The organism is Methanonatronarchaeum thermophilum, assembly GCF_002153915.1.
Lineage (GTDB): Archaea > Halobacteriota > Methanonatronarchaeia > Methanonatronarchaeales > Methanonatronarchaeaceae > Methanonatronarchaeum > Methanonatronarchaeum thermophilum.
In genome coordinates, this window is record NZ_MRZU01000002.1 from 53,225 (window position 1) to 78,447 (window position 25,223).

29 protein-coding genes and 1 tRNA gene are annotated in these 25,223 nt (G+C 36.6%); 12 read left to right on the plus strand and 18 right to left on the minus strand.

The genetic code is table 11. The features are described 5' to 3' along the window. Positions 1-343 precede the first annotated feature (343 nt). Genes AMET1_RS00305 through AMET1_RS00315 form a run of 3 tightly spaced genes read left to right on the plus strand, consistent with a single transcriptional unit; the run spans position 344 to position 1,570 of the window. Positions 344-721 carry a cell division protein SepF gene (locus AMET1_RS00305; RefSeq protein ID WP_086636494.1) on the plus strand — a complete coding sequence of 126 codons (378 nt, stop codon included), beginning with the start codon at positions 344-346 and terminating at the stop codon, positions 719-721. A gap of 19 nt (positions 722-740) precedes the next feature. Then, the gene (locus AMET1_RS00310) at positions 741-1,070 is read left to right on the plus strand and encodes a hypothetical protein (protein ID WP_086636495.1); all 330 of its coding nucleotides are present in this window, start codon (positions 741-743) and stop codon (positions 1,068-1,070) included. Continuing rightward, the gene (locus AMET1_RS00315) at positions 1,067-1,570 is read left to right on the plus strand and encodes a DUF2240 family protein (protein ID WP_086636496.1); all 504 of its coding nucleotides are present in this window, start codon (positions 1,067-1,069) and stop codon (positions 1,568-1,570) included. Before AMET1_RS00310 ends, AMET1_RS00315 begins: the two co-directional genes overlap by 4 nt. Before the next feature lie 196 nt (positions 1,571-1,766). Here the strand turns inward: AMET1_RS00315 and AMET1_RS00320 are convergent, their stop codons facing one another. Beyond that, positions 1,767-2,531, minus strand: coding sequence for a S49 family peptidase (locus tag AMET1_RS00320; RefSeq protein ID WP_086636497.1), 765 nt, complete (start codon positions 2,529-2,531; stop codon positions 1,767-1,769). A 77-nt stretch (positions 2,532-2,608) separates the two neighbouring features. Between AMET1_RS00320 and larA the strand changes: the two genes are divergently transcribed. Continuing rightward, on the plus strand, positions 2,609-3,841 hold the full coding sequence (larA, locus tag AMET1_RS00325; RefSeq protein WP_161490684.1) for a nickel-dependent lactate racemase: 1,233 nt from the start codon (positions 2,609-2,611) through the stop codon (positions 3,839-3,841). Positions 3,842-3,890: 49 nt separating this feature from the next. Here larA and AMET1_RS00330 read toward each other — a convergent pair whose 3' ends face one another. The 5 genes from AMET1_RS00330 to AMET1_RS08110 form a co-directional block, all read right to left on the minus strand. Then, positions 3,891-4,868 (minus strand): AIR synthase family protein, encoded by a 978-nt coding sequence (locus tag AMET1_RS00330; RefSeq protein ID WP_086636499.1) that lies wholly within the window; start codon positions 4,866-4,868, stop codon positions 3,891-3,893. Between the two features lie 378 nt (positions 4,869-5,246). Then, on the minus strand, positions 5,247-6,764 hold the full coding sequence (locus AMET1_RS00335; protein ID WP_143406776.1) for a PH domain-containing protein: 1,518 nt from the start codon (positions 6,762-6,764) through the stop codon (positions 5,247-5,249). 30 nt (positions 6,765-6,794) lie between these two features. Further along, positions 6,795-7,262 carry a PH domain-containing protein gene (locus AMET1_RS00340; RefSeq protein WP_086636501.1) on the minus strand — a complete coding sequence of 156 codons (468 nt, stop codon included), beginning with the start codon at positions 7,260-7,262 and terminating at the stop codon, positions 6,795-6,797. Positions 7,263-7,314: 52 nt separating this feature from the next. Beyond that, on the minus strand, positions 7,315-7,581 hold the full coding sequence (locus AMET1_RS00345) for an elongation factor 1-beta (RefSeq protein WP_086636645.1): 267 nt from the start codon (positions 7,579-7,581) through the stop codon (positions 7,315-7,317). Between the two features lie 5 nt (positions 7,582-7,586). Then, a complete protein-coding gene (locus AMET1_RS08110) occupies positions 7,587-7,766 on the minus strand; it encodes an HVO_2753 family zinc finger protein (RefSeq protein ID WP_086636502.1) in 180 nt (59 codons plus the stop codon). A 762-nt stretch (positions 7,767-8,528) separates the two neighbouring features. Between AMET1_RS08110 and AMET1_RS00355 the strand changes: the two genes are divergently transcribed. Genes AMET1_RS00355 through AMET1_RS00365 form a run of 3 tightly spaced genes read left to right on the plus strand, consistent with a single transcriptional unit; the run spans position 8,529 to position 11,915 of the window. Then, positions 8,529-9,716 carry a radical SAM/SPASM domain-containing protein gene (locus AMET1_RS00355; RefSeq protein ID WP_086636503.1) on the plus strand — a complete coding sequence of 396 codons (1,188 nt, stop codon included), beginning with the start codon at positions 8,529-8,531 and terminating at the stop codon, positions 9,714-9,716. A 22-nt stretch (positions 9,717-9,738) separates the two neighbouring features. After that, positions 9,739-10,938: a radical SAM protein gene (locus AMET1_RS00360; RefSeq protein ID WP_086636504.1), complete on the plus strand. Its 1,200-nt coding sequence runs from the start codon at positions 9,739-9,741 to the stop codon at positions 10,936-10,938. A 2-nt stretch (positions 10,939-10,940) separates the two neighbouring features. After that, positions 10,941-11,915: a radical SAM protein gene (locus AMET1_RS00365; RefSeq protein WP_086636505.1), complete on the plus strand. Its 975-nt coding sequence runs from the start codon at positions 10,941-10,943 to the stop codon at positions 11,913-11,915. Positions 11,916-12,008: 93 nt separating this feature from the next. Here AMET1_RS00365 and AMET1_RS00370 read toward each other — a convergent pair whose 3' ends face one another. Beyond that, positions 12,009-12,695: a small multi-drug export protein gene (locus tag AMET1_RS00370; protein WP_086636506.1), complete on the minus strand. Its 687-nt coding sequence runs from the start codon at positions 12,693-12,695 to the stop codon at positions 12,009-12,011. A 124-nt stretch (positions 12,696-12,819) separates the two neighbouring features. After that, positions 12,820-13,458 (minus strand): hydrogenase nickel incorporation protein HypB, encoded by a 639-nt coding sequence (gene hypB, locus AMET1_RS00375; protein WP_086636507.1) that lies wholly within the window; start codon positions 13,456-13,458, stop codon positions 12,820-12,822. Positions 13,459-13,677: 219 nt separating this feature from the next. On the opposite strand from hypB, the gene AMET1_RS00380 reads away from it, so the two are divergent. Both AMET1_RS00380 and AMET1_RS00385 read left to right on the plus strand, forming a co-directional pair. Then, positions 13,678-14,346, plus strand: coding sequence for an endonuclease III domain-containing protein (locus tag AMET1_RS00380; protein ID WP_086636508.1), 669 nt, complete (start codon positions 13,678-13,680; stop codon positions 14,344-14,346). Positions 14,347-14,415: 69 nt separating this feature from the next. Beyond that, positions 14,416-14,501: transfer RNA gene (locus tag AMET1_RS00385), tRNA-Tyr, on the plus strand. A 65-nt stretch (positions 14,502-14,566) separates the two neighbouring features. Here the strand turns inward: AMET1_RS00385 and AMET1_RS00390 are convergent. Then, entirely contained in the window at positions 14,567-15,412 is an 846-nt protein-coding gene (locus tag AMET1_RS00390) for a mechanosensitive ion channel family protein (RefSeq protein WP_394334869.1), read from the minus strand. 298 nt (positions 15,413-15,710) lie between these two features. On the opposite strand from AMET1_RS00390, the gene AMET1_RS00395 reads away from it, so the two are divergent. Together AMET1_RS00395 and AMET1_RS00400 are read left to right on the plus strand one after the other, a co-directional pair. Beyond that, complete coding sequence (locus AMET1_RS00395) at positions 15,711-15,947, plus strand: hypothetical protein (protein WP_086636510.1); 237 nt, start codon at positions 15,711-15,713, stop codon at positions 15,945-15,947. After that, positions 15,948-16,544: a cytochrome c3 family protein gene (locus AMET1_RS00400; RefSeq protein ID WP_086636511.1), complete on the plus strand. Its 597-nt coding sequence runs from the start codon at positions 15,948-15,950 to the stop codon at positions 16,542-16,544. It abuts the gene before it with no gap. A 363-nt stretch (positions 16,545-16,907) separates the two neighbouring features. On the opposite strand, the gene AMET1_RS00405 is transcribed toward AMET1_RS00400, so the two are convergent. Next, positions 16,908-17,819, minus strand: coding sequence for a cation diffusion facilitator family transporter (locus AMET1_RS00405; RefSeq protein ID WP_086636512.1), 912 nt, complete (start codon positions 17,817-17,819; stop codon positions 16,908-16,910). Between the two features lie 310 nt (positions 17,820-18,129). Between AMET1_RS00405 and AMET1_RS00410 the strand changes: the two genes are divergently transcribed. Further along, positions 18,130-18,411: a signal recognition particle protein Srp19 gene (locus tag AMET1_RS00410; RefSeq protein ID WP_086636513.1), complete on the plus strand. Its 282-nt coding sequence runs from the start codon at positions 18,130-18,132 to the stop codon at positions 18,409-18,411. Between the two features lie 54 nt (positions 18,412-18,465). Here AMET1_RS00410 and AMET1_RS00415 read toward each other — a convergent pair whose 3' ends face one another. Genes AMET1_RS00415 through trpE form a run of 8 tightly spaced genes read right to left on the minus strand, consistent with a single transcriptional unit; the run spans position 18,466 to position 25,045 of the window. Next, positions 18,466-18,741, minus strand: coding sequence for a ubiquitin-like small modifier protein 1 (locus AMET1_RS00415; RefSeq protein WP_086636514.1), 276 nt, complete (start codon positions 18,739-18,741; stop codon positions 18,466-18,468). 7 nt (positions 18,742-18,748) lie between these two features. Then, positions 18,749-19,549 (minus strand): tryptophan synthase subunit alpha, encoded by an 801-nt coding sequence (trpA, locus tag AMET1_RS00420; RefSeq protein ID WP_086636515.1) that lies wholly within the window; start codon positions 19,547-19,549, stop codon positions 18,749-18,751. Then, positions 19,550-20,686 carry a tryptophan synthase subunit beta gene (gene trpB / locus AMET1_RS00425; protein ID WP_086636516.1) on the minus strand — a complete coding sequence of 379 codons (1,137 nt, stop codon included), beginning with the start codon at positions 20,684-20,686 and terminating at the stop codon, positions 19,550-19,552. Beyond that, a complete protein-coding gene (locus AMET1_RS00430; RefSeq protein WP_161490686.1) occupies positions 20,679-21,266 on the minus strand; it encodes a phosphoribosylanthranilate isomerase in 588 nt (195 codons plus the stop codon). The genes trpB and AMET1_RS00430 overlap by 8 nt, the downstream gene beginning before the upstream one ends. Continuing rightward, complete coding sequence (locus AMET1_RS00435; protein ID WP_086636518.1) at positions 21,257-22,024, minus strand: indole-3-glycerol phosphate synthase TrpC; 768 nt, start codon at positions 22,022-22,024, stop codon at positions 21,257-21,259. Before AMET1_RS00435 ends, AMET1_RS00430 begins: the two co-directional genes overlap by 10 nt. Beyond that, positions 22,017-23,027, minus strand: coding sequence for an anthranilate phosphoribosyltransferase (gene trpD, locus AMET1_RS00440; protein WP_201721216.1), 1,011 nt, complete (start codon positions 23,025-23,027; stop codon positions 22,017-22,019). The genes AMET1_RS00435 and trpD overlap by 8 nt, the downstream gene beginning before the upstream one ends. A 9-nt stretch (positions 23,028-23,036) precedes the next feature. Continuing rightward, positions 23,037-23,591 (minus strand): anthranilate synthase component II, encoded by a 555-nt coding sequence (locus AMET1_RS00445; RefSeq protein WP_086636520.1) that lies wholly within the window; start codon positions 23,589-23,591, stop codon positions 23,037-23,039. Next, entirely contained in the window at positions 23,588-25,045 is a 1,458-nt protein-coding gene (trpE, locus tag AMET1_RS00450; RefSeq protein WP_086636521.1) for an anthranilate synthase component I, read from the minus strand. The genes AMET1_RS00445 and trpE overlap by 4 nt, the downstream gene beginning before the upstream one ends. Positions 25,046-25,223 lie beyond the last annotated feature (178 nt).

Below are 25,223 nucleotides of genomic sequence, written 5' to 3' on the forward strand. Positions count from 1 at the left end.
CACAACTAAATAAAACAACAAATGAATAGAGTTTCTCCCAAACCACCTAAAACCAAAAAAAATACCGAATAACAAAAAAATAAATAAATACCTATAGAGAGATATGGTAATGCCGTTCAAAAACTGAATATATCCAACCAAAATCGATAGCGAAAAAATAATATTCGTAAGCCAAAAAAAGGAAAGTAGTAAACCTACCCACCATTTTAAGGCAGAAATCGATACAACGGTGGTTTGAAAATATTTAGAGCATGGATACCATCCAGCACTAAACATAAAAACCTATACAATTTAAATAGTTTGAAGGTAAAACGGCTGTAAAATTATATTTGGAGGCAACCTAATGTCCAATGGTTTCTTAGACAGTATATTTGGAACTAAAACCCGCTACAAAGGTTTCGAGAACTATGTAGACCTCGAGAACATCGATTATGAACAAGACGTCGAAGACGAAGGTCCATCAATAAAAGTCGCAGAAGTAAGAGAGATGGAAGACGCCACACTGGTTAAAGAACAGATATACTCAGGCAATATAGTAGTAATCGATATATCCGCAATAATGAACGACGAAAAAATGCGTGAAAGAATAGTAACAGAAATACAGTACTCAACAAAAGATGTCGGAGGAGACATCGCTGGAATCGGAGAAAAAATGGTAATAGCAACTCCCGCAGGAGTTAAAATAGACAGAAGAATAATAGGTGGTGGAGACTTCCGGTAACACCACAAAACGATAAATAATGTCACAAAACAAAAACAACGACCTCATAGAAATAGAGGTCTCTTCCAAAAAAGACCTCTATATAGAGGTTGACCGCTCCCCAAACGCAACACTAAAAATACCCGAACTAGGAGTGGAGATAACCCCCGGACCAGCAAAAAGCGAACCAATAAACCAAGTAATAGACATAATCACACAAATAGAAAACGTCCTAAACACATACGTCGAAGAAAACAACAAAAAAACCAAACTACTTAAAGAAATAGAAAAAATCAAAAACGGAAACAAAGAAATCAAAGTAATCATCGACGACCCAACCGGTAAAACCACAGTCGGAGAAAAAGAATGAAAAACACTATAAAAGAACTAAAATACATAACAGCCAACCCATTCAAACGCAAAGGAAAAAAAGAACTAGAAAAAAACCGATTCATCTTCACACTATCAATAGACCTAAACTGGTTCAAAACAGACGAAGCCAAACAAATAATGGAAACCGCAATAAAAAACAACCTACTAATAGAAAACGAAGAAACAGTCAAAGCAAACTACGACCTAAACCAAATCGAACTAACACTAGACTACACACCAAACCAAAAAACAATACAAAAAATCAAGCAAATACAACACACACAACAAAAACCAAAAAACCAAAAACAAAAAAACAACGACTTCCACAAAAAACTAAACCTACCCAAAAAACAAACCCAAAAAGAAATACAAAAAATCCAAAAAGAAATGAAAGGATTAATAGACAAAGAAACAGCCACACTCATTCTCGCCAGAAAAAAAGGAATAAACATAGACGAACAAACAGAAAAAACACTAAGAAAAACACTAAAAACTTAAAAAACCCGAAAAACAAGCCTAACCGAAAAACAAAAAAAATAAATCAGGAAAGCCTTACAACTCTGACCTATTTATTCAACCTCGATATCCATAGAAACCTTAGTATATCCATTTTTAAATACAATACTTTAAAAACCTACCTAGTAATTCAAACCACACCCATAGTTTCTATACAGTTTTGTTTTGTTTTGTTTTGTTATTTGAATAGGTTTTTTATTGATGGGCCTTTTCCTATTTTTTTGTTGTAGTCTATTATGGTTAGGTCTTTGTTTGTTTCTTTTTTGGTTGTTTCTATTGCTTTTTCTATTCCTGCGATTTGGTCGATTAGGCCTACTTCTAGTGCTTCTTCTCCGAGGTATACTTTGCCTTCGAATACGTCTCCGTCGTCGTTTATTTTTCTGTTTTGTTTGACGTGTTCGGTGAACATGTTGTTTATGTTGTTTAGGACTTTTTCTCGGACTTCTTTTTCCTCTTCTGTTGGTTCGGCGAATGGCATTCCGAATTGTTTGTATTTTCCTTTTGATTCTACGTCGATTTCTATTCCTATTTTTTTGAGTAGTTCTGAGAAGTCGGGTCTTATTGAGAGTGTTCCTATACCTCCTACTGTTGATAGTTTGTCGGCGTATACGCGGTCGCATGCAGATGCTATCCAGTATGCTCCAGATGCCCCTAGTTCTCCGATGCATGCTATTGTGGGTTTATCCATCTTTTGGATTTTGTCGCTTATTTCTTTGCTTTTGTATGGTGATCCTCCGGGTGAGTTTATTTGGAATATTACTGCTTTGTAACGGTCATTTTCCATTACTTTGTCGATATATTCTTCTGCTTCAGCAATTGGTGATTTGAATAGTGATGAGAAACCGCCGCTTGAACTATCTCCTACGATTGGGCCTTCGATAGGTATTATAGCTAGTCGGTTTCTAGATAACTTATTTTTGATTCCTTTGAAAATAGTAGACACCTAAATTTAGATGTTCTTCGAGCTACATCAAGACAATGGTAAATGTATTCTATCTGTGTATGTTATTTATATTGTTTATGAAATTTGATTCTGATGTGGTGGTTTCTCCAGATTTTGGGTTGGATGTTCTTAGTGAATCTTGTTTGATTTCTCGTTTAGATTGTTGTGTTGATGGTTATCGGTCTGTTAATGGTTTTTTAAGTGATTTAGATAGTGTTTTGGTTATATTGAATGATTTGAAGCGGGATACTCCTACCAAAAAAGTTTTAGAGTGTCTTGATAGTTATGTTGATTTGTCTGGGTTAGGTGGTTCTGTTTGTTTTAGTGGTTTGGTTGCTACAGGAAGTCATTCTCCACCTACCGATAGGGAGCTAGATTCAATTGTCGGGGGTATTTCAGGTTTAGAAGATAGGACTTTTGTTCATAGGGCGCAGGATGATAGTTATGTTGATGTTGGTGTTACCTCTCGCGGTACACCTATTAAAATCGATAGTTTTTTATCGGATTTCGATGGCGTTATATGTATAAACTCTGTTGAGCCTCATTATTTTGCTGGATATACTGGTGGTAGAAAATCGATTATTCCTGGCGTTGCTCACTATAAAACAATTGAGAGAAATCATGAACATGCATTGTCAAGTAAGGCTAAAGTATTGCATTTAGACGATAATCCTGTACATCTAGATATGGTGGAGGGATGTCAGATGGTTATCGATCAGTTGAAGCCGGTTTTTTTAGGTATAAATGTTGTTAGTGATGGGGAACGTATTTTTGATTTAAAGTCTGGTACTGTAATGGGTTCGTTTCACGGTGTCTTAGATACTGCTGAGGCTCTTTATTCATTGGAGATGGATCGTAGAGATAAATTCGATGTTGTTATATCCAAGGTTGGTGAACCATTGAATAAAAACCTATACCAATCTCTCAAAGGATTTGAACATGGACGTAGTTTGTTGAAAGAGAATGGGGTTCTAATTTTGGTGAGTAAATGTAGTGAGGGAGTTGGTCCATCTGAATTCTATAAGAGGTTGAAAAAATCTGGTAATCCCGAAAAAATAATGAAAGAGATAGAAGAAAATTATACACTGGGTAGCCATAAAACATACAGCCTACTAGAGTTTCTAAAAAAACACGAGATGTATATTGTTTCATCACTGCCAGATAACGTAATACAAAACTGTTTCTGTAAACCAGCTTCAGGAATAGAAGAAACGATAAAGAAAATAAAAAAGAGATATGAAAAAGATCCTGATATACTGGTTATAAATAATAGTGGGAAATTTGTGCCTAAACTAAAAAACTATGAGTAATTTTATTTTTATAACCAAAACTGAGATATCTCTATTGGTTTGGTTGTGTTTATATCAGTTTGTAGAGTTCGTCTTTTCTTAATGGTTTTAATTTTTTTTCGGTTCCATTTTCTTTTATTTTAAATTCTTTTTTTTCTATTTGACCGATTTTTGCTGCGGGGATTTGTTTTTTCTTTAGTTTTTTTATCATTTTATTTGGGTTTGGTGTTGTGATTAGTAGTGTTCCACTTGACATCAGGCCCAGTGGGTCGAGATCCAGTTCTTGGCATATTTTTTTTGTGACGTTTGCTATAGGTATGTCTTTTTTTATTAATGTTATTCCTTTATTTGATGCTCGTGCTAGTTCAAAGGCAGCGGTTTTAACACCTCCTTCTGTAACGTCGTGTGCAGCTGTTGCTTTATTTTTACTTGCAATTAAGCCTTCTTTTATAACACTGATCTGGTTAAACATTTTTTTAGCTTTTTTTATTTCATCTTTATTTAGAATATGGTCAACTAGTTCTCGGTGGTCGTTTACTATTATTGCGGTTCCTTCTAATCCAGCTGTTTTAGTCATTACAACTGCATCACCTACCTCTGCATTAGATGAAGTTAGGAACCTATTTTCTCTTGCTTTACCGATAGCTGTAGTTGAAATAACGGTTTTATTTACCGCAGGTGTTACCTCGGTATGTCCTCCAATGACTTCGACATTGATTTCTTCTGCGGTACTACTGATTTCTTCCATCAACAACGGTATATCTTCTTCATCTATATATTCAGGGAACAAAATAGTGACTAGGATTCCAACGGGCTCTGCGCCTGACGCTGCTACGTCATTACAAGCTATATGTACTGCAAGCCGCCCGATACTTTTATCCGCACCGGTTATCGGGTCGGTTGATAAAACCTGAACGCCATCCCCCATTTTAACAACTGCTGCATCTTCTCCAACACCAGAATGTACAACAACCTCTTCTCTTTTAAAACCAAGAAAGGGCATTACATCATTTTCTAATAAGTCAGAGCCAAGTTTACCGATTTTCATTTATAACACCAAAAACAATGTTAGCCATTGATACTTATTCATTACATCAACATAACTAATATCTTAAAACATCAACCTGATGGTTTGGAAGTTGGTACCAGAGATTTCTAGTGTTTAACTACACTCTCATTATCTGCGGTGTTGCAACACCACTACTCCCCACTACCTAACGATTTCGAGCAAAGCCTTTTTATCCCGATTTTTTTTGTTGTTTTGTGGAGACGTTTTGGCCAAGCATACGTCTACCACTACCTGAACATATTTTCTCTATCGTTTAATATCGCTACAAAGCTAATTACTCTCTCTAAAAATATGGAGTATAGCCCTGAGTAAACAACCACGGGTCGGGTGGCCGGTGGAACTCTCGCTGTTCCCTTTTTAGACTTCATCAATTTTCTCTTGACCACTACTCAGGCTTTCATTAGTTTTTTCTTGGGTTTTTTGTTTTCGGTATTCTTTTAGTGCTTTCTGTAGTTTTCTGAATAATGTGTCTCCAAGTTCTCTTGCGTCGTTTTTATCGAGGTCGGTTGCGATTATCTCTCCACCTATATTTATGTATGTGCCTGCAGTGTCGGGTATGACTGACGCTAGCTTCCATCTTCTCTGTAGGAAACTGCTCTGCACGATTACGTTTTGTATACGGTAGTAGGGAACTATTTTAGTCTGTCTTTTCCAGAACCCGTTTCGGGTGATTAGGTAGTTTTCTAGTGGTTTGTAGCCTTTGTGTATCCATTTGAGGTAGGCTGCAGTGAGGGCGAGAGTGAATAGAACTATGATTGTTATTATTAGGGTTGTTTGAGGTATTTCTGCGAATAGGTATATCGGTATGGTTATTAGTATTGCTAGGATTGAGTATCTTATTCCGTACCTCTGCATAGCTCTTTCTGCGATTTTTTCCAGTCTTTCTAGCTCCACCCCTTCAATTTTTTTGATTATTGTAGGTATGTTATCTATCTTGGTTATTGGGATTGCTACTTCAGCTCCTGATTCGGCTCTTTGTTGAGCTGAATATCCAGCGGTGTCTATGTCGAGTGCTGCATACCCGATTATTCTTTGAAGTACGTTCTCCCTGACTGTTATGTTTTGTAGTTTGTCCAATGGTATTGTACCGCTGTATCGTTTCAATAAACCTCTTTTGTATTTTAATGTGTCACCTGACCGATACAATTTGAAGTCGAAGTAGGTGATGAACTGTTTTCCGGCATTTAAAAGCCAGCCGGATAGGAATGAAACCAATATCAATAAGGCTATAGCTAGTACTATGCTGTCACCGATGACTCCTCTCCCTAGGTCAAGTATAAACTCGAATGTGAATACGATGAATGTAATGAATGCGAAGATTGCTATAGTGGAGGCTAGGCTGTAGGATGTTAGGCAGAGAATCCCCATCTCGAGTGGGTCGATTTCATATAGTAATTTGTCTTTTTCTCCCGCTTCGGTTGTGGCTTCACGACCCTCTTTAAAATATTGATATCTTTTTCTTAGTAACTCAGCATCTTCGGTAGAGACATATTTGAGAACAGCTTCCGTTGCTCCACCACCAGCTGTTTCAAATCTTAATTCAGCTATCCCTAGAGCCTGCTGTATAATGTTTTCACGGACATCCACGTTTTGAACACGCTTTAATGGAACCTCTCTTTTACGTCTACTGAAAACACCTGACTTGATTTCAAGCATACCTTCATCCAACTTGAAATCAAACCTCTTCCAATAAGCATAGTTCCATCCAACTAGAACAAGAAACGCTGCAACCAAGATAGTGAGGAAAACGGGTATTTCTTCAAACACAGGTAGGCCTTCAATTATTAGTATAAGGAATAAGAAGACTGCTATTCCCCAAAGGTTCTCAAGAGACCTATAGATTACTGAGTAACGATGAAGTTTTATTTCAACCAACCTCCAAAATAGGTGAGTTTCTATATTTGTTTATACAGCGTCTTCCTCACCTAACTCAAACTCGGTTGTTTTTTCTTTAAGTTGTTTCTGTAGGTTTTCAGCGTGTTCTGGATCCAAACCAGGTATGTTCACATCTGATCCACGGCTTCCAGCAGTGTAGACGACTAATGTGGATAGGTTCAATATTCGTTCTAGAACGCTTCTTTGAGTATCAACATGCTGTATCCGTGCATATGGAACAATCGTTTTAACTCTAGTGAAAACTCCTCTTTTAAGATATAGAGAGTCGTCACGAACTTCATAACCCCATATCTTATACCTAAATATACTATATACCGATCCGAAAACAAAGAAGAGGAAGAAAACCAATATTCCTAAATAAAAACCTGAATCTATGTAGTAAGTATCTACAGCTCTACCTATAGAGCCGAGTATGAGTGACCCTATAAACCAATACGCTATCCAAACATACTTAATACGGCGTTCTAGTGATCTCAACTGTAATACACCTATGGTGTGGAATAAAAAACAAACAAAAATATAAAGAGAGTTACATAAGGCGGTTTACGCCTTCAACCCGTACACTCTCAATATCACCGACCTCGCTTAACTTCTCTTCAATAACCTCTGTTCCTCCCTCTCCATCTGGGACAACAATGGTCAACATTAATGCTTTTAAACCAAAAGCCACATCCTCTCTCTCAACCTTATTAACACTACCCATCGTAACTAGTTCCTTTATAGTGCTCTCCAGCTCGTCTAAATCGACTTCAGGGCTTTTAGGCATTACCTTTATTTTAGCTGCAACGTCACCCATTTTTATCACGGCCCCAAGAAACCACAGTCAGGACATTCATATTTATTGCTCTGCTTTCGACACATCTTGCATCTAGCTATCTCCTCATCCCCACACTCCGGACATGGGAATGAAGTGTATGCTGGACCTGTAATCGTTATACCACAGGAAACACATCTTACACGTTTAGATTTATTTTCGGACATATAATCACCAATTCACCAATATATCTCAAGATTAAGGCATAGCCTTACTAAACTAAATTTCTATCAAATAAAACCTACATAAGGGTTATACCCAAAAAGGCAACATAGGTTAATTGTTTCTCCAACTTATATCTATTTGATTTTTATTTATCGAGCCAATGTCAAAATCAGTATTTTAGATTTTAAGTTTTACCTAACCAGTTTTCATTATAGTACCCATTATATTTTAAATTATCTTTATGATTAAGAGGCCATTGAACTAGTTTTTTTGGAAGTGATATCATCCTTGATCTGGAATGCAAGCCTTCCTTCTAGTTTGGTGGTTCTCTTTCACTCCGTGTTTCACAAACTATGGTCAACTGTGATTTGTATATGTCCAAAAGGGAACAGCGAGAGTTCCAAGGGCCACTGACCCATGTTTGTTTACTTCGCTTTTACTATAGATAAAATACTTTTTTCTTCAGTTTGTATCGGAGAAATTGCTTAGGCTTGTAGCGTGAAGATATATGGAGTTCTAGACCCATATTTTTCTTCTATTCTTGTTTTTGTTATCTTTAAGGTTGCCTTAATTCCACAGACAGGTTGTTTTCTATTGTAGCGAGCACTTGCCCTATCTACCACTTATAAGGGTCATATTGCGTTAGTTTATACCTTTTTAATAGGAGTTAAATGTGTTTTGGCGGTGTATCTCCGAGCTAAAAGATGGAGTCTTACCTTCTGAATAAGATAAAGTTAATTTTGTAAAAGGATCACATATTTATAATGTCTGAAATCACGGTTTTGGATCGTAAGGGATTGGAGTTATTTCTTGATACCTCAGAAGATAATGTTCGTTTGGTGGGAAGAGGTTCTCTATCAAGTTTGGTTAAACCTGTTGTTAGAAGGGTTAACCGAATTTTAGAGGATGAAAAACCGATTGATGTAATGAATGATTCAGTTGTTGTTAGCAGTTGGTTCCCACCTATACCAAGTGAGCCGTTTAAGAGGGCTGTTAAAAATGAAGTTAACGCTTTATTGTTGAATAGATATTCACCGCAAGCTGTGAGCCTGAATATATCTGAATGCTCCTTAAATTGTGATGAATGCAATATATTGGGAGATGGGAGTCAGCTTGAAACAGAATATGTTAAACGGTTCATTAGAGATTCACAGGATTTAGGTGCGGTTTCAATTGGGTTTGCAGAGGGAGATCCTTTTTTAAGACCTGATTTGTTCGAACTAATTGAGTACGTAGATAAAGAGAAAAGTATTGTTAGTGTTTTCACGCCAGGACCGCTTTTAGATAAGGAAAACGCTGATAAAATGAAGGAGAGTGGTGTGCACGCAGTTATAACTGGAATAAAAAGTCCAGTACCCGAGGAACATGATAAAGCTAGAGGTATGGATGGTGCTTTTGAATCAGCTATAAGTGGGATGAAAAACGCTTTAGAGGCAGGTTTATACGTATCGATGCATACTCACGTTAAACCTAGTTTAGTGGAAACCGGTAAGATCGAACAGATATATCAACTTGCTGAAAAAACAGGTGTAGACGAATTAACGATGTGGGACAGCCATCCAACATGGGGATATAAAGACAACACGGAGATAATGTTGTCTTCAGAACATAGAAACCAGTTACTCGATCTAAGGAAAAAAGCTAATAACAAAAAAACGGGGCCAAGAGTTTTTTATAATGGATATTTCGAATCCAAGGATTTCTTTGGCTGTATGGCCGGGAAAAGATGGTTAAACCTAATCCATAATGGAGATGTAACCCCCTGCACATACATACCGATAGAGTTCGGAAACATCAAACAAGAAAGCCTAAAACAAATTTGGAAAAGAATGACAGGTTTCGATGGATTTAAAGGTAAAAATAGTTGTGTAATGCAAGACAAAGAGTTTAGAGAAAAATACATAAATCCATACAGCGTTTCAGAACTCCCTTTAGACTACAAAAAGCTCTAATAGGGGTAGAGGATATAAAAAAATGCCACAAGAGTTCATAGCCTACAAAACAAAAGCAATAAAACTTAAATTTATTAGAAAAAAAGATGGCTCTATCGACATTGTAACTGAAGGACCTTTATCACCGTTTTTAGGGTCATTAAGAAAAAAACTAAAGAGATATGTTTGGGGAATGAACTCACACATAAATGAAGACAAATTAATTTTATCAACAGGTTTCCCACCAATACCCAGCCTCGCTTTTGAAAATATGGTTAAAACCGAAATCAAAAGGTTTTTCGGAATCAATAGACCTCAAAACCTAACTATAATGGTTACAGGGAACTGTCAATGCAACTGCCAACACTGCTTGGTTGGAGATATGATTAACAAACAAACCAAAGAACTCCCTACCAGAACAATCAAAAAAACAATCGACCAAGCAATAGAATTAGGAGTTTCTCAAATACTATTCGAAGGTGGAGAACCTACTTTAAGAGATGATTTAACTGAGTTAGTAGGTTATGTAGGCAATAGAGCAAGCACAATGGTTGTGACAAATGGACTAGAGATAGATCAAAAACTAGCAAACCGACTAGATAACGCAGGCCTCGACTACCTAAATTTCAGTCTAGACTCCCCATACCCAGAAATCCACAACAAATTTAGACAAAACAAAAACGCTTTCAATGGCGTTATAGAAGGATTAAAATCGATAGAAAACACAAACATAACTTCCGCAATACTATATGTCGCCACACCTGAAAACTCAGAACGAGAAAAACTAGAAGACCTAATCGAATTATGCAGAGAACACAGCGTATTCGAATTGATGATAGAAGAAGTAGTTGACACTGGAAACTGGAGCGAAAAACAGACAATAACCGATCAAAGAAAAAAAGAGATATCACAACTACAGAGAGAGTTGGTGGAAAAAGAAGAGAGATTTATAACCAGATTCTATAGATTAAGAGAACCGGATTGTTTCGGTTGTTTCGCTGGAAAAAGATGGCTATATATGTCTCCAGAAGGAGAGATAATGCCATGCATGCACACACCAATCTCATTCGGAAACATAAAAAAACAAAACCTAAAAAAAATATGGAAAAAAATCAGAAGACACCACCTATACCGTAAAAACAAAGAAAAATGCGTATATGAAACCCAAGAATACAAAAAATCACTAGAAAACATCCCAAAAAACAAAACACCACCATACAAACCAAAATACTTTAAAAGATAAAGATGAACCCAATAAAATTATCCTTAAAATCTATCTGGCAACTGAAAATAAAAAAAAGACCAGTAGTACTATCACACGAAGTAAACCAAGAATGCAACCTAAAATGCGACTACTGCAACTACTGGAGAACACAGCAACAAGAAAACGAAATGACCACAAACCAAATAAAAAAACTATTAGACGAAGCCAGCGACTTCGGAATAACACTATACAACATGTGGGCCGCAGAACCACTATTAAGACAAGACATATCTGAAATACTAGAGCACGCACACAAAAACCAATTAATGACCGCAATGGTAACAAACGGTACATTACTAACCCAAAAAACCAACCAACTAAAACACCTTGACTACCTCTCAGTTTCAATGGACGGAATCAAAACAAACATCCAAACCCGAGGAGTTGAACCAAAAAAAATAATCCAAGGAATAAAAAAAGCCAGAAAACAAGACATAATGACATCGATAAACTGCGTAATAACCCAAAAAAACATAAACGAACTAACAGACCTTGTAAAACTAGCAGACAAACTAGACACACTAATCTCATTCGAACCAGTATACAAACACAAAGAAATCGACAAACAAACATGGAACCAAACAAAAATCAACGACCCAAAAAAACACTCAAAAACAATAGAAGAACTAATAGAACTCAAAAAACAAGGATATCCAATAATAAACTCAAAAACCTACCTAAAAATGATAAAAAAACCATACCAAATCAAAGAATGCAGCCACAAAGACATGATACTACACATAACAGCCAACGGAAAAATAAAAAAATGCAGAGGCCAAAACCAAACAATAGGCGACTACAACAAAGGCCTCAAACAACAATGGAACCAAACAACCAAAAAACGAAAACAAATAACAAAACAATGCAACGGATGTCCATTCTTCGGATACGTAGAATCAAACCTAATACGAAAACTAAAACCAGAACCAATAATCAATGCAACCAAATACATCTAAAAAAACTAAAAACCTAAAAAACCTAAAAAACCTAAAAAACCTAAAAAACTCCAACACACCAACTACAAAAAACCAACTTTAATAAACCAAAGATCAGTCCGCTTCTTTTTTATTTTTATCTAAGAATATCCAAACCACAACTCCAACAAAAATCAATAGAATCACACCAACCACCAAATTATCCTGCAATATTGCAATAAAAGTATCTGCAAAAAAAGCAATCAACAAGTTACTAGATATCGCTCCAACAACAATAGCCATCCAAACATCCAGTGCTTTCATCCCTATTATACGGCCTGTAATTGAAGCAGTGATAGTTCCAGAACCTTGAAAAGGAACCATAACAAGCAAAGCAACTCCAGCAAAAGCAAACCTATTAGCCCAACCCACTCTACTAAGTTTATCACTCCCTTTAGACTCAATTTTTCGAATAGAACCTCCAATACGTGGAATACCCTTCAATAAATCATAGTTCCAAACCATAAACGTACCTACAATAACCTCCAACATAGCCATCAAAAAAGCCATAGAAACTGGAGAAACCCCGAGAGCAATTCCCGCTGGAATAATAGACTCCTTCCCAAAAGGAGGAAATAGGTGTGCAACAACCAATGGATAGATTGTTTCATAATCGAAAAAAAGATAGATAACAGCTAAATAAACGCCACCAACAGCAAATGGAAGAAAAAACTTGAATAAAGTAAAACCTAACTCCTTCTTACCAGAAGAAAAGAAAAAGTCCTTAAAACCTTCAAACACATCGATGAACTTAGAAATCATTAAAATGCCTCAGAACACCATTTCGAAATACAACCAACATTACAACGACAGAACAAACCAAACTAACAGTAATTAATATACAACAAACATACAATATCTAACTTCATATAATCACTTTAGATAGTTACTTTATTATAAATTCATCTAAATATTCTATACCCACTCCTTCCTTCATACTCAACTTAATTACATCTAAATTACTGTTAATGCTACGTGCGTCATCTAACATTCTATCTACATCAGCGTCAACTGCATCAGCAATATCTATTTTATTTATAATAAGTAGGTCTGAGGTCTTCAAAATCATCGGATGTTTATTTACAACATCATCTCCTTCAGTTACACTAACAACAACAATCCGATGTTCAGCACCCAACTTAAAATCGGTTGGACAAACAAGATTACCTACATTCTCAAAAAACAAATAATCCAAATCACTTAAAGGTAAATCAGAAATAGCGTGTTTAACCAGGTGTGCATCCAAATGACATTCCCTACCAGTATTCAAATTAACAACAGGTATACCTATCTCCTTCAACCTCTGATAGTCGTCATCACCAGAAACATCACCGACAACAGCACCAACACCACTCAATCTAGAACCATACTCTTCAACTATTGAAGTCTTCCCAGAACCGATAGCACCCACCAAATCAAAAGACCGAACACCATTATCATCAAGCACCCTACTAACCTCTAAAGCCTCTTTATCATTCTCCTCAATCAAATTAGAACCTACATCAATCTTCTGATAGTCATGCAAAGTAAAACACCTACAAAGTCAACCAATAAAAACTTACAACGTAAAACTTAGTTAAACTTAATACTTCAAATAACTTACCACACCCTATACAGCCCTAAAAAAATACAAAACCTAAACGAAATTCAAATCCATTAGAAATTAGGAATAACATCCCTATATCAAAAAAATGGTAGGGTTGTTAGGTAGGTAATATAGTTAAGGAGGAGGAATTTTGTCTGTATGCAAAAGTTAAATACTGCGATGGATCGGTTGGAAGAAAGATATGGTCAGCCTGACCCTAAAGAGAGGAACGATCCATTACTATCGTTAATTCAGGTGATTTTATCTCAAAACACAAATGATAAAAACCGGGATAGGGCTTATAGACGGCTTAATAAACGTTTCAATTCACCAAAAGAGATAATGAATGCCGATAAATCAGAGATATCTGAGGCAATCTCTGTAGCCGGTTTACATAACATTAAGGCAGAGAGAATCCAGAAATCACTAAAAAAGATATACATGGAAAGAGGTGAACTAAACCTAGATTTTTTAGAACAACTAACTTTAAAAGAAGCTAAAAAATGGTTGATGAACCTACCAGGGATAGGTCCTAAATCTAGTGCGGTGATATTGAACTTTGATTTCGATAAAAACGCCTTCCCTGTAGATACACATGTGTATCGAGTAACTCAGAGGCTTGGATTGATACCTAATAAAACAAACCGTGAAAAAGCACATCAAATCCTTGAAAAACAAGTACCATCTGAAAGAATGTACGAGTTCCATATAAACCTAATCAAACATGGAAGAACAGTATGCAAAGCCCGAAAACCTATCTGCAGTGAATGCAGCCTGACAGATATCTGCGGATATGAACCAAAAAACTACGAAAAAAGTGAAAAATAACCGAAACAGATTTTTTTCTAGCTGTTGAGGGAAAATATTATTTACTTGTCAAGAAAATTAGGGTACTGTCCCGCCTTAGCTCAGTTTGGTAGAGCGGTCGGCTGTAGAACCTTGCAGACACCGACTGGTCCTCCGTTCAAATCGGAGAGGCGGGACTTTTATACAGATTTTTTCACACCAAAACGAACCTAACTACTGGTTGGTTTTGTGTTGTATTTTTTTAATTTTGTGTTGTTATCTCTCCTGAAAGTTCTCTTTGTGGGAATGGTATTGTTATGTCTTCTTCATCGAATCTTTCTTTAACAGCTTTTGTGTAGTCCGATTTTACTTTCATGAATGTCCGCCTATTTGGTTCAGCGACCCATATATTGCATTGCAGTTCAACATACGAGTTTGCTAGATCTGTTAGCCGTACGATAGGTTCTGGATCGCTCATTATTCCTTCGTTTTTTTCTGCTTCTTCCAAGATTATTTTGGTTGCCTTGTTTATGTCATCATCATAAGCAATTCCAAAAGGACATTTTATTCTCAATTTATCTTTAGCAACAGGATTTATTAATTCAGTATCGGTTAAAACCGAATTCGGAACCGTTACTAATTCATTATCGAATGTACGCAACCTTGTTACCCTTAAACTTATGTCTTCAACTACACCTGAATTGTCTCCCCAGATTATCCAGTCACCTATCTTAAAGGGTTTTTCAATGAAAATGAAAATACCTGAAACAAAATTTTTAATCACTTCTTGAAGCGCAAAACCGATTGCGAGTGTAGCTGCAGCGGCTATAGTTGCCAAAGCAAGAAGTATGTTCCCAAGACCTGCAAAACCAAAAGCAAGTGCTATAGCAACGAAAATAACAGCTAAACTAAGAACCTTCTTAATAGGTTTCCTAGCATGTTCTTCAAGACCTCTGGCCCTCATCAATTTAGTAACAATAGGTATAGCCACTGCCTTGCCCAATAGATAAATCACTAAAAAAGATACAACAAAATAAATTACTTGAGTTGCCATCCCTGCATAATCCCCTAGAACAGGTTCCAATATAGGTAAAGGATCCACCATTATTAAATACCCAATACACCGTATCCCAGTTGACTTTATTTATCTTTTTCCATTAATGACCTAAAACAAAAAGTAAGACATGAATTTTTCGTTTCCACTAAACAAACTATCACCTATAACAAAAAAATAGTTTAACATACTGTTGTGGTTTATTGCTTTCTGTTGATTTTGGTTTAAATTATAGTTGGTTTTACAAAAGGTTTTTAACTATCTCTTAGATATACTTCTTTAGAGTAAAGTAGAATTATGGTGGTTTAACCATCGTTGATGCTTTAAATCACTTGTAGGAGGGAGAATTAATTTGAGTAGTAAAGATATAGATAATTTTTTTAAAAAGGAGGAGAAGCCTTATCTCTTACCGTTGATTCTGGCGTTAGCTGGAGTTGTTTTTTTGATAACATATTTCATTGTACCTATTTCGGCCCATTCGATGGTTTTCTTGTTTGGACCGGCAATGGCACTAGCTTTTTTGGCTTTAGTTGTGGTGTTGGTTGTTTATTTCAAGGAACGCAAATCTGATTTGGAGGTGAACAATTAAATGTCAGGTGATAAAGAGTCTGAATCAATTTTAGATAGGTTTGGTTTCAAACATCTCAGTATAGCGTTGGTTGCTATTGCTGTGATTACTGGGCTTGCAGCAGCTCCAGGTGCCTGGGATTTTACAAGTCAAAATCAGTTTTGTGATGACTGCCACAAAGAGATGGATTTTCCAAACGAACTAGCTTTCTCAACCCCTAATTATGGGGATGCTGTGAGAGGTCCACCAGTAAATGGAACTGCAGAAGAGCACGTTGAGATATTTGAAATGATTAATATTGAAGAAGGAACTGATTGTGTACAATGTCACGTAGGAGATGACCTACAGTCGGTGGTCGATGAGAAAGTGATTGGTGCTATGAACGAAGCATTCCAGTTCTATATAATGGGTGAAAGAGATTTCCCTGAAGATGTTGAAATACCTGACGAATATTGTACTCAATGCCACACCTCAATAGGTGAAGACGGAGCAAACCACCCAGAATTCAATGTAACAGGGTACAGCTGTGGAGATTGTCATCAAGCCCACGATGATACACATTACGTCAATGTAGATGAAGACACTGAATGTTCAGAATGCCACTTAGACTGGCTTTAAAAACTAAGGTATATCTCTAATCAGGGTTAAAACCTCTCCTCTTTAGGAGAGGTTACAGCCCAATAGAGATACAAACCATAGAAAAAGTTTGTTTAGATAGCAGTAGATATCTGCTTGGCCAAAACGTTTTCACAAAACATACTGATTATAGATATAAACAAGGTAGTTACGGGTGTGGTTGAAACCGTTAGGGGGTTGGGGGTGGTGGTATTGTGGTAATGCCGCTGAGAGATAGAGTGTAATTGGAAACTGAAGGTCTCTTGAAAGCTTTGTTTTTTATGTTGGTGTTTGGTACAAATGGTGTAACTATCCTCTTTATGTGTTTTTAAAAAAAGGGTATTTTTAATTTATTTTCGTGTTTTTTTATTTATCTGTATTTTTTTCTGGTTCTAGGTGTATGTAGGCGTCTTCGACGCCCTTGATTTTTTTGAGTTCTTTTTCTATTTTTTCTTCTATTTCATGGGCTTCTATGAGTGAAAGTGATGAGGGGACCTCTAGTTCACAGTAAACGTGTATTTCAGGACCTACGTAATGAGCTTCACAATATAGTTCTTTTTTTATTTCTTTTTGGTTCAATGCTTTTTTTATTTCCTGCATGGTTTTTTGCGATGGTGCCCCACCAACCAAGTAGTTTATGTTTTTGGTTGTCATTTCGAATCCTGTTTTAAAAATCCATATTGAAACTATTAAACCGAATATTATGTCGAAAAATGGATATCCATATGCAGCACCTATAACTCCTATCAATGCTGATATTGAAGCGAATACATCGGCTAGACTGTCCTTGCTTACGTCTATCAATACATTGCTGTCAAGTTGGTCTCCTTTATACTTGAGGTATTTGAATAACCCAAATTTGACTAGAATCGATATTGTTAAAGCTATTATGAACAGTGGTGTGTATTGGTATGTGGATCCTTCTATTAAGCCGTTTATACCTTGATACAATATTGATATTCCAACAAAAATAATGGATATCGCTATTATTAGGGATAGAAAAGGCTTTATACGTTCATGTCCATGAGGATGTTCATTGTCCGCCGGTTTTAAGGCATAATACATACCGATTAACAATATGAATGAATATCCGGCATCGCCGAGTGAGTTGAACGAATCAGATCTAACAGCTAAACTGTCAAATGTAATACTTGGAACGAACTTTATTGTAAACAAAAATAGGTTAGCAAATATAAGTAAAAAAACCAGTCTTAATATCTTTTTTTCCTTTCTAGTTCGCTTCAAACTTGTTTTAACCGATTGAAAAAAACCAAACATCAATATTTACCTACCTAACCAACCTTAAAATAGAGTTACACTACCTTTTTATTTTAGTAAAAAACGAAAAACAATTATTCAAAAACTATTAAATATTAAATAGCCAGTACTAAAATACCTAAAAGGTAGATTGTTTAAACCTAAATAATGGTTGGTTTATTTTGATATAAATAGGCTTCTTGGATAGGGATAAGAAATATTATCTTTTTTTTAGGTTTTTATTTACTCCAGTTGTTTCAAACGTGGTTTTTGTTTTGTTTGTTTTTGGTTTGGGTAAAGATAATGTTGTTTTGGGTTGTATGTTGTTTGTATGGTGGATGAAGATAGGGATCGTATGGTTTTGTGGCCTTCTAATATTGATGTTGAGAGGAGTCGTGGTGAGGGTCGGATTGTTTCGTTGGATGATGCTGTTTCTAGTCCTAAGTTGTCGGGGATGAAGGAGGCTGCTGAGAAACTTGGTTTGAATCCTGTTGTTGAGGACGGTAAGGCTTATCCTAGTTTTTGGTGGTTGGAGGAAGGTAGGGTTGTTGTTGATAAGAATAAGGGTAAGACAGAGGTTGCTCGGGAGATTGCGGGGGAGTTGAAGTCTTGATTTTTTGATTTTTATTTTTTGTTTTTATTAAAAAAAGTATTAAAAAAAGGTTTTTTATCCGCCGGATACTGGTGGTAGTAGGGCGATTGTGTCGTTGTTGTTGATTGTTTTTTCGTTTATTTGGTTGTTGTTGATTGTTTTTTCGTTTATTAGTATGTTTACTTCTTTTTTTAGTTGTTGTTGGTTGGATATTTGTTTTTTGAGTTCTGGGTGTTTTGTTTGTAGTTTGTTGAGTATTTCGTTGAGTGTTGTTTTGTTTTTTATTTCTATTTGTATTTGGTCTTTTCCGACGGTTTCTCTATAGTTTGCGAATAGTTTTATGTTTACCATTTGTGTTTTAGTTTTGTTTGATTTCTATTAAACTTGCTTTTTTCATTGTTTTTATGTATTGTTTTATTTCGTTGGTTTTGTTTTGTTCTATTTTTTCGACTATTGCGCTGCCTGTTATTACTCCGTCTGCTCCGGCTTTTGCTGCGCTTTTTACGTGGCTTGGTTTTGATATTCCGAATCCGATTGCTATTGGGTGGTTGGTTTGTTTTTTTAGTTTTTTGATGAATTGTATTGCTGTTTCTGGGAGTTCGTTTCGTGTTCCGGTGACTCCTAGTCTTGATACTGCGTAGAGGAATCCGGTTGTTTTTTCTGAGATTAGTTGTATTCTTTTTTGGTTTGTGTTTTCTGATACTAGGTATATTTGGTTTATTTTGTTTTGTTTTGCTGCTTTTGTTATTGATTTTGATTCTTCTGGGGGCATGTCTGGTATGATTACTCCGTTGACTTCTGTTTGTTTTAGTTTTTTGTAGAAGTCTGGTATTCCGTATTGGTAGATTATGTTGTAGTATGTCATTAGTACGATTGGTATGTCTGATTTTTTGCGTATTTCTTTTATTATTTTGAATGTGTCTTTGACTTTGAATCCGTTTTCAAGTGCTCTTTTGTATCCTTTTTGTATTGTTGGGCCGTCTGCTGCTGGATCGCTGTATGGTATTCCGATTTCAAGTATGTCGGCTCCGCCTTCGATTATGTCGTTGGCTATTTTTATTGTTGTTTTTATGTCGGGGTCGCCTGCTACTATGAATGGCATGAATGCGGTTTGTTTGTTTCTGTTTATTTTGTCTGTGAGGTTTGTTTTTTTGTTCATTTATTTTTCCTCCGATATTTTTTGTACGTCTTTGTCTCCTCTTCCGGATAGGTTTATTATGATTATGTCGTCTTTGTCTACTTGGTTTTTGATTTTGTTTAGGTGGGCTACTGCGTGTGAGGATTCTAGTGCTGGGATTATTCCTTCTTTTTTGGATAGTTGTTTGAATGCTTTGAGTGCTTCTTCGTTGTTTGCTGTTGTGTATTCTGCTCTACCTGTTTTTTTGAGCATGCTGTGTTCTGGACCTATTCCGGGGTAGTCTAGTCCTGCTGCTATGCTGTCTGTGTTGCCTACTTGGCCGTCGTTGTCTTGTAGTAGGTAGGACATTGAGCCTTGTAGTACTCCTTTGCTTCCTTTTTTTAGTGATGAAGCGCCTTCTGCTTCGACTCCTATGAGTTCTACTGGGTCTTCTCTGAATTCATGGAATATTCCTATTGCGTTGCTTCCTCCGCCTACGCAGGCGATGATTTTGTCTGGTAGTTTGTTTTCGGCTTCTAATATTTGTTTTTTTGTTTCTCTGCCTATGACGCTTTGGAAATCTCTGACTATTTCTGGGAATGGTGATGGCCCTACTACTGATCCGATTAGGTAGTGTGTGCTGTCTAGACTTGATACCCAGTCTCTTAGGGCTTCGTTAACGGCGTCTTTTAGTTTTTTTTGGCCGGTTGTTACTGGGTTGACTTCTGCTCCTAGTAAACGCATTCTGAATACGTTTAGTTCCTGTCTTTTGACGTCTTTTTCTCCCATGAATACTTCGGTTTTTAATCCGAGTTTGGCTCCGGCGATTGATGTTGCGACTCCGTGTTGGCCTGCACCGGTTTCTGCGATTATTCTTTTTTTACCCATGTATTTTGCTAGTAAGGCTTGTCCGAGTGTGTTGTTTATTTTGTGTGCTCCGCCGTGTAGTAGGTCTTCGCGTTTTAGGTATATTTTGCATCCTATTTCTTTTGAAAGGCCTTCTGAGTATGTTAGGGGTGTTGGGCGTCCTGCGAACTGTTTTAGTTTTTTGTTTAGTGATTTTTTGAATTCACTGTCGTTTTTTAGTTTTTTGTATTCTTCTTCTAGTTCTTGTAGAGCTGGGATTATTGGTTCTGGAACGAATTTTCCTCCAAACTCTTTAAAATCTCTTTCAGTCAATTTTGCACCTCATTTTGTTGTGGAATTTTTTCATTTTAATGTGATTTTTGATTCCAGGTTTTTCTTCAAGTCCTGAGGATACATCGACTCCGTATATGTTTAGGTGTTTTATTTGGTCGATGTTGGTGGGGTTTAGGCCGCCTGAAATGATTATGGGGTGGTTTATTCTGTTTATTTTTGGTTCTAGGTTTGTTGTATCGATTTTTATTCCTCTGCCTTTGCTGCTGTCGATTAGTAAGGCGTTTGTTTTGGTTGATGGTGTTGTTTCTTGTATTTTGTTTTCTTTTATTGCTTGTATTATCTTTGTGTTTGGTATGTTGTGGTTTGCTGGGTCTGTGTAGAGTTGTATGGCGTCTGGTTTTATTTTGAGGATTTCTTGGATTTCTTGTTGTTTTGTTGTGGTTGTTACACAGACTTTTGTTATGTATGGTCCTAGTGTTTTGAATATTTGTTTTGCTTTGTTGAGGCTGATGTTTCTTGGTGATTTTGTTTTTACTATGACTCCTATTGCGTCGTACCCGATTTCTTCGGCTTTTAATGCGTCTTTGGGTTGGGTTATTCCGCATATTTTTAGGCGCAAAGGAGGTCCTCCAACCGTTTTTCTGGGTTTTTGGAGTTCATTAGTTCGGTTCCGATGAGAAATCCATCGCAGTATGGTTTTAGTTTTTTTATGTCGTTTTTGTTTTGGATTCCGCTTTCAGAGATTGTTGTTTTTGTTGTGGGTATTTTTTTGGAGAGTTTGATGGTGGTGTTTAGATCGATTTTTAGGTTGTTTAGGTTTCTGTTGTTTATTCCTATTATGTCTGCGTTTGATTTTAATGCTATATCTAGTTCTCTGGGTGTTCTTACTTCTACTAAGGCTTCTAGTTGGTTTTGTCTGCATTTTTTGAGGTATTTGGGTAGTTCTGTGTCCAGTAGTGAGGTTATTAGTAGTACTGCGTCTGCACCTAACTGTCTTGTTTCTTTGATTTGTATTGGGTCTATTATGAAGTCTTTACGTAGTATGGGGCCGTTGTAGTTTTTTCTGGCGATTTTTATGTATTCTTTTTTTCCGTTGAAGTAGTGTGGTTCTGTTAGTATTGATAGTGCTTGTGCGTTCTCTAGTTTTTTTATTGTGTTTTTGGTTTCATTGGTGGTTGGTTTTTTTATCTGGCCTTTTGAGGGGGATGAATATTTTAGTTCTGCTATTATGGATGTTTTTTTTCTTGATCTGGTTTTTATTGCTTTTTTTAGGCTTTTTGTTTTGGTTGTTGGTTTTCTATGGTTTTCTATTGTTTGTCGGTTTTTTTCGAGGTCTTTTTTTACTGTTTCTTCGATTTTTTTGAGCACGCTAGGCATTTTGGCTTGCCTCTCTTAGTTCGTTTAGTTTTTTCATTGCTGCTCCACTGTCTATGGTGTTTTTAGCTATTTCCACTCCTTCTTGTATTGAGTTTGCTTTATCGGATAGGTATATAGCTGCTCCTGCGTTGGCGAGTACTATGTCGCGTTTACCGTTTTTTTGTCCTTTTAATATTTTTTTAAGTATTTTTGCGTTTGTTTTTGTGTTTCCACCTTTGATTGTTTCGTGTGGGTGTTTTTTTAGTCCGATTTCTTTTGGTGTTATTTTGTATGTTTCTATCTTGTTGTTTTTAAGTTCTGAGATCAGGGTGGTTCCTGTTACTGTTATTTCGTCTAGACCGTTGCCGTGGACTACTAGTGCTCGCTCTATCTCTAGGTTTTGTAGTACTTCTGCTATTTTGGTTGTTAATTTTGGTGAGAAAACTCCGAGTAGTTGTCTATCGGCTTTTGCAGGGTTTGTGAGCGGTCCTATTATGTTGAAGAATGTTTTGAATCCGACTTCTTTCCTTGCGGTCATTGCGTGTTTCATTGCGCTGTGGAATTCAGGGGCGTAGAGGAAGACCATTCCTATTTTATTTAGAATGTTTTCTGATTGTGTTTTTGTTAGTGATAGTGGTATTCCTAGTTCTTCGAGTACGTCTGCTGAGCCACATCTACTGCTTACGCTTCTGTTTCCGTGTTTTACTACGTTTATTCTAGTTCCGGCTGTAACTATTGCTGAAGCAGTGCTTATGTTGAATGTGTTTGCTCCGTCTCCACCGGTTCCACATGTGTCTATCAATGGTTTTTGTGGTGTTTTTTCAAGTGTTGTTGCGAAACTTCGTATTTTTCTGGCAAATGCAGTTATTTCTTCTGTTGTTTCTCCTTTCATGTGCATAGCTGTTAAGAATGAAGCTATTTTGGGGTCGCTTGCGTTACCGGTCATTATATCTCCAATAGCGGCTTCTGCTTCATCTTGGTTGAGGTGTTGGCCTGAAACTGCTTTTTTGATTGCAATATCCATCAAACTGGGTCACACTCCATATAAAAAGTTTTTTAAAATCTGGTTTCCATGGTTGGATGCTATGCTTTCAGGATGGAATTGTACACCGAATATTGGTTTTGTTTTGTGAGAAATGGACATTACAATGTTTTCATCGATGGATCTTGCGTTAACGGATATCTCTTTTGGTAGGGGTTGTTCTACTTTTAATGAGTGGTATCTTGTTGCTTTGAAATTTTTGGGTATTTTTTTGAATAGTTTGGAGCCGTCATGTTTTATCTCGCTGGTTTTTCCGTGAACTGGTTTTGTTTTGCTTATGGCTCCACCGTATTTGTGTGCTATAACTTGGTGTCCAAGGCATACTCCTAGTACTGGAACTTCATAGTGGTCTATTATCTTACTGCAGTTTCCAGCGTTTTCTGGTGCTCCTGGTCCTGGTGATAAGATTATTCGGTCTATTTTTTTTGGTAGATTGTTTATGTTTTCGTCGTTTTTGGTTACAATTGGGTTTTCGTTTAGCTGTCCGACCATTTGGTAGAGGTTGTATGTGAAGCTGTCGTAGCAGTCAACTATTAGTACGTTCATTGTTTTTCACCGGCCATTTTGATTGCTTCAAGCCCTGCTTGTCCTTTTTCTTTTGTTTCTTCCCATTCTCTGGCTGGTTTGGAGTCGTTGACTATTCCTGCTCCTAACTGGAGGCTTGCTGTATTGTTTTTTGTTAGTATTGTTCGGATTGCTATTGCGAAATCCATGTTTCCGTTGAAACCGATGTATCCTACTGCACCGGAGTATACACCTCTTTTTTCAGGTTCTAGTTGTTGGATTATTTGCATTGCCCTGAGTTTGGGTGCTCCTGAGACTGTTCCGGCTGGAAAACAGGATTTTAGTACGTCTGAAGAATTAAGGTTGTCTTTTAGTTCTCCTTCAACTTTGGAGGTTATGTGTTGTACGTGGGAGAATTTTTCTATTTCGGCGAACTCGTTTACTTTTACTGTACCGAATTTTGATACTTGGCCTATGTCGTTTCTGGCTAGGTCTACTAGCATTATGTGTTCAGCCATCTCTTTTTCGTCGTTTAGTAGTTCTTTGGCTAGTTTTTGGTCTTTTTGTTTTGTTTTTCCTCTTTTTCTTGTTCCTGCTATTGGTACGGTCATTAGTTTGTTTTTTTGTACTCTAACGAGCATTTCTGGACTGCTTCCGATTACTTGGTGGTCTCCGTAGTCGAGGTAGTACATGTATGGGCTGGGGTTTATTTTGTCGAGTGCGATGTAGATGTTGAATGGGTTTCCTTGGTATTTTATGTCTAGTCTTCTTGAGATAACGGCTTGGAAGATTTCTCCATTTTTGATGTGTTTTTTGGTTTTTTTGACGGCGTTTATGTATTCTTGGCGTGTTGTGTTGGATTTGTATTGTATTGGTGTTTTTTGGAGTTCTGTGGTGTTTGGTTTGTAGTTTTTGATGTTTTTGTGGAGTTTTTTTAGTTTTTGTTTTGTTTTTGTTTTGTTTTCGTTTTCGAGTGTTATTTCTGCTATGTAGAGGGTGTCTTTTTTGTGGTCGAATATTAGGTATTTTTTGCAGACCATGAACTCTGCGAGGGTTTTTTGTTTTGGTGTTTTTAGCGTTTTATGTAGTTCTTCGGTTATGTCGTATGTGAAGTAGCCTAATGCTCCTCCGTCGAATCTTGGTATTTCTGATTCGATGTAGTTGAAGCATTGTGTTAGTTTATGTATTTTGTCTATAGCGGTTTTTTGTTCGTTTATTTTGATTGCTGATAGGTATTCTTGTTTTCCTTCTATTTTGGTGTCTTTGTTTGTTATTTTTATTTTGATTATTGGTTCTATACCTATGAATGAGAATCTGGATAGTTTTTCTTTTCCTTCTCTTGATTCGAGTAAGAATCCTGGTCCGTTGTTGAGTTTTTGGTATATGTCTCTTGGTTTGTTTTTTGGGATTGGTTTTTTGATGACTACTGGTGTTAGTTTTGGTTTTTTGTTGTTTTTTTCTGTTTTTTTATTTTTATATTCTGAATCAACAAACATAATTACACACTTCTGTACTATATTGAACTTAATCAACCTACGACACACAGATATGTGTATCGATTGTAGATAAACCTTTCCCCCCAAAACCACATAAAAACAAAAAAACCACTACAATCTCTACAGCATAAGTCCCCCAACTCAACAATCAAGTCCAAAAAACAACCAAAATAAGATA

Excerpts from the sequence above, each read along its gene's own strand:
- AMET1_RS00310 (WP_086636495.1), top strand. The coding sequence starts at position 741 with ATGTCACAAAACAAAAACAACGACCTCATAGAAATAGAGGTCTCTTCC.
- AMET1_RS08110 (WP_086636502.1), bottom strand. The coding sequence starts at position 7,766 with ATGTCCGAAAATAAATCTAAACGTGTAAGATGTGTTTCCTGTGGTATA.
- AMET1_RS00330 (WP_086636499.1), bottom strand. The coding sequence starts at position 4,868 with ATGAAAATCGGTAAACTTGGCTCTGACTTATTAGAAAATGATGTAATG.
- AMET1_RS00410 (WP_086636513.1), top strand. The coding sequence starts at position 18,130 with ATGGTGGATGAAGATAGGGATCGTATGGTTTTGTGGCCTTCTAATATT.
- AMET1_RS00305 (WP_086636494.1), top strand. The coding sequence starts at position 344 with ATGTCCAATGGTTTCTTAGACAGTATATTTGGAACTAAAACCCGCTAC.
- larA (WP_161490684.1), top strand. The coding sequence starts at position 2,609 with ATGAAATTTGATTCTGATGTGGTGGTTTCTCCAGATTTTGGGTTGGAT.
- AMET1_RS00380 (WP_086636508.1), top strand. The coding sequence starts at position 13,678 with ATGCAAAAGTTAAATACTGCGATGGATCGGTTGGAAGAAAGATATGGT.
- AMET1_RS00445 (WP_086636520.1), bottom strand. The coding sequence starts at position 23,591 with ATGAACGTACTAATAGTTGACTGCTACGACAGCTTCACATACAACCTC.
- AMET1_RS00415 (WP_086636514.1), bottom strand. The coding sequence starts at position 18,741 with ATGGTAAACATAAAACTATTCGCAAACTATAGAGAAACCGTCGGAAAA.
- trpA (WP_086636515.1), bottom strand. The coding sequence starts at position 19,549 with ATGAACAAAAAAACAAACCTCACAGACAAAATAAACAGAAACAAACAA.
- AMET1_RS00315 (WP_086636496.1), top strand. The coding sequence starts at position 1,067 with ATGAAAAACACTATAAAAGAACTAAAATACATAACAGCCAACCCATTC.
- AMET1_RS00345 (WP_086636645.1), bottom strand. The coding sequence starts at position 7,581 with ATGGGTGACGTTGCAGCTAAAATAAAGGTAATGCCTAAAAGCCCTGAA.
- AMET1_RS00435 (WP_086636518.1), bottom strand. The coding sequence starts at position 22,024 with ATGCCTAGCGTGCTCAAAAAAATCGAAGAAACAGTAAAAAAAGACCTC.
- trpE (WP_086636521.1), bottom strand. The coding sequence starts at position 25,045 with ATGTTTGTTGATTCAGAATATAAAAATAAAAAAACAGAAAAAAACAAC.
- AMET1_RS00370 (WP_086636506.1), bottom strand. The coding sequence starts at position 12,695 with ATGATTTCTAAGTTCATCGATGTGTTTGAAGGTTTTAAGGACTTTTTC.
- trpD (WP_201721216.1), bottom strand. The coding sequence starts at position 23,027 with ATGGATATTGCAATCAAAAAAGCAGTTTCAGGCCAACACCTCAACCAA.
- AMET1_RS00405 (WP_086636512.1), bottom strand. The coding sequence starts at position 17,819 with ATGTTTGGTTTTTTTCAATCGGTTAAAACAAGTTTGAAGCGAACTAGA.
- AMET1_RS00355 (WP_086636503.1), top strand. The coding sequence starts at position 8,529 with ATGTCTGAAATCACGGTTTTGGATCGTAAGGGATTGGAGTTATTTCTT.
- AMET1_RS00360 (WP_086636504.1), top strand. The coding sequence starts at position 9,739 with ATGCCACAAGAGTTCATAGCCTACAAAACAAAAGCAATAAAACTTAAA.
- AMET1_RS00400 (WP_086636511.1), top strand. The coding sequence starts at position 15,948 with ATGTCAGGTGATAAAGAGTCTGAATCAATTTTAGATAGGTTTGGTTTC.
- AMET1_RS00365 (WP_086636505.1), top strand. The coding sequence starts at position 10,941 with ATGAACCCAATAAAATTATCCTTAAAATCTATCTGGCAACTGAAAATA.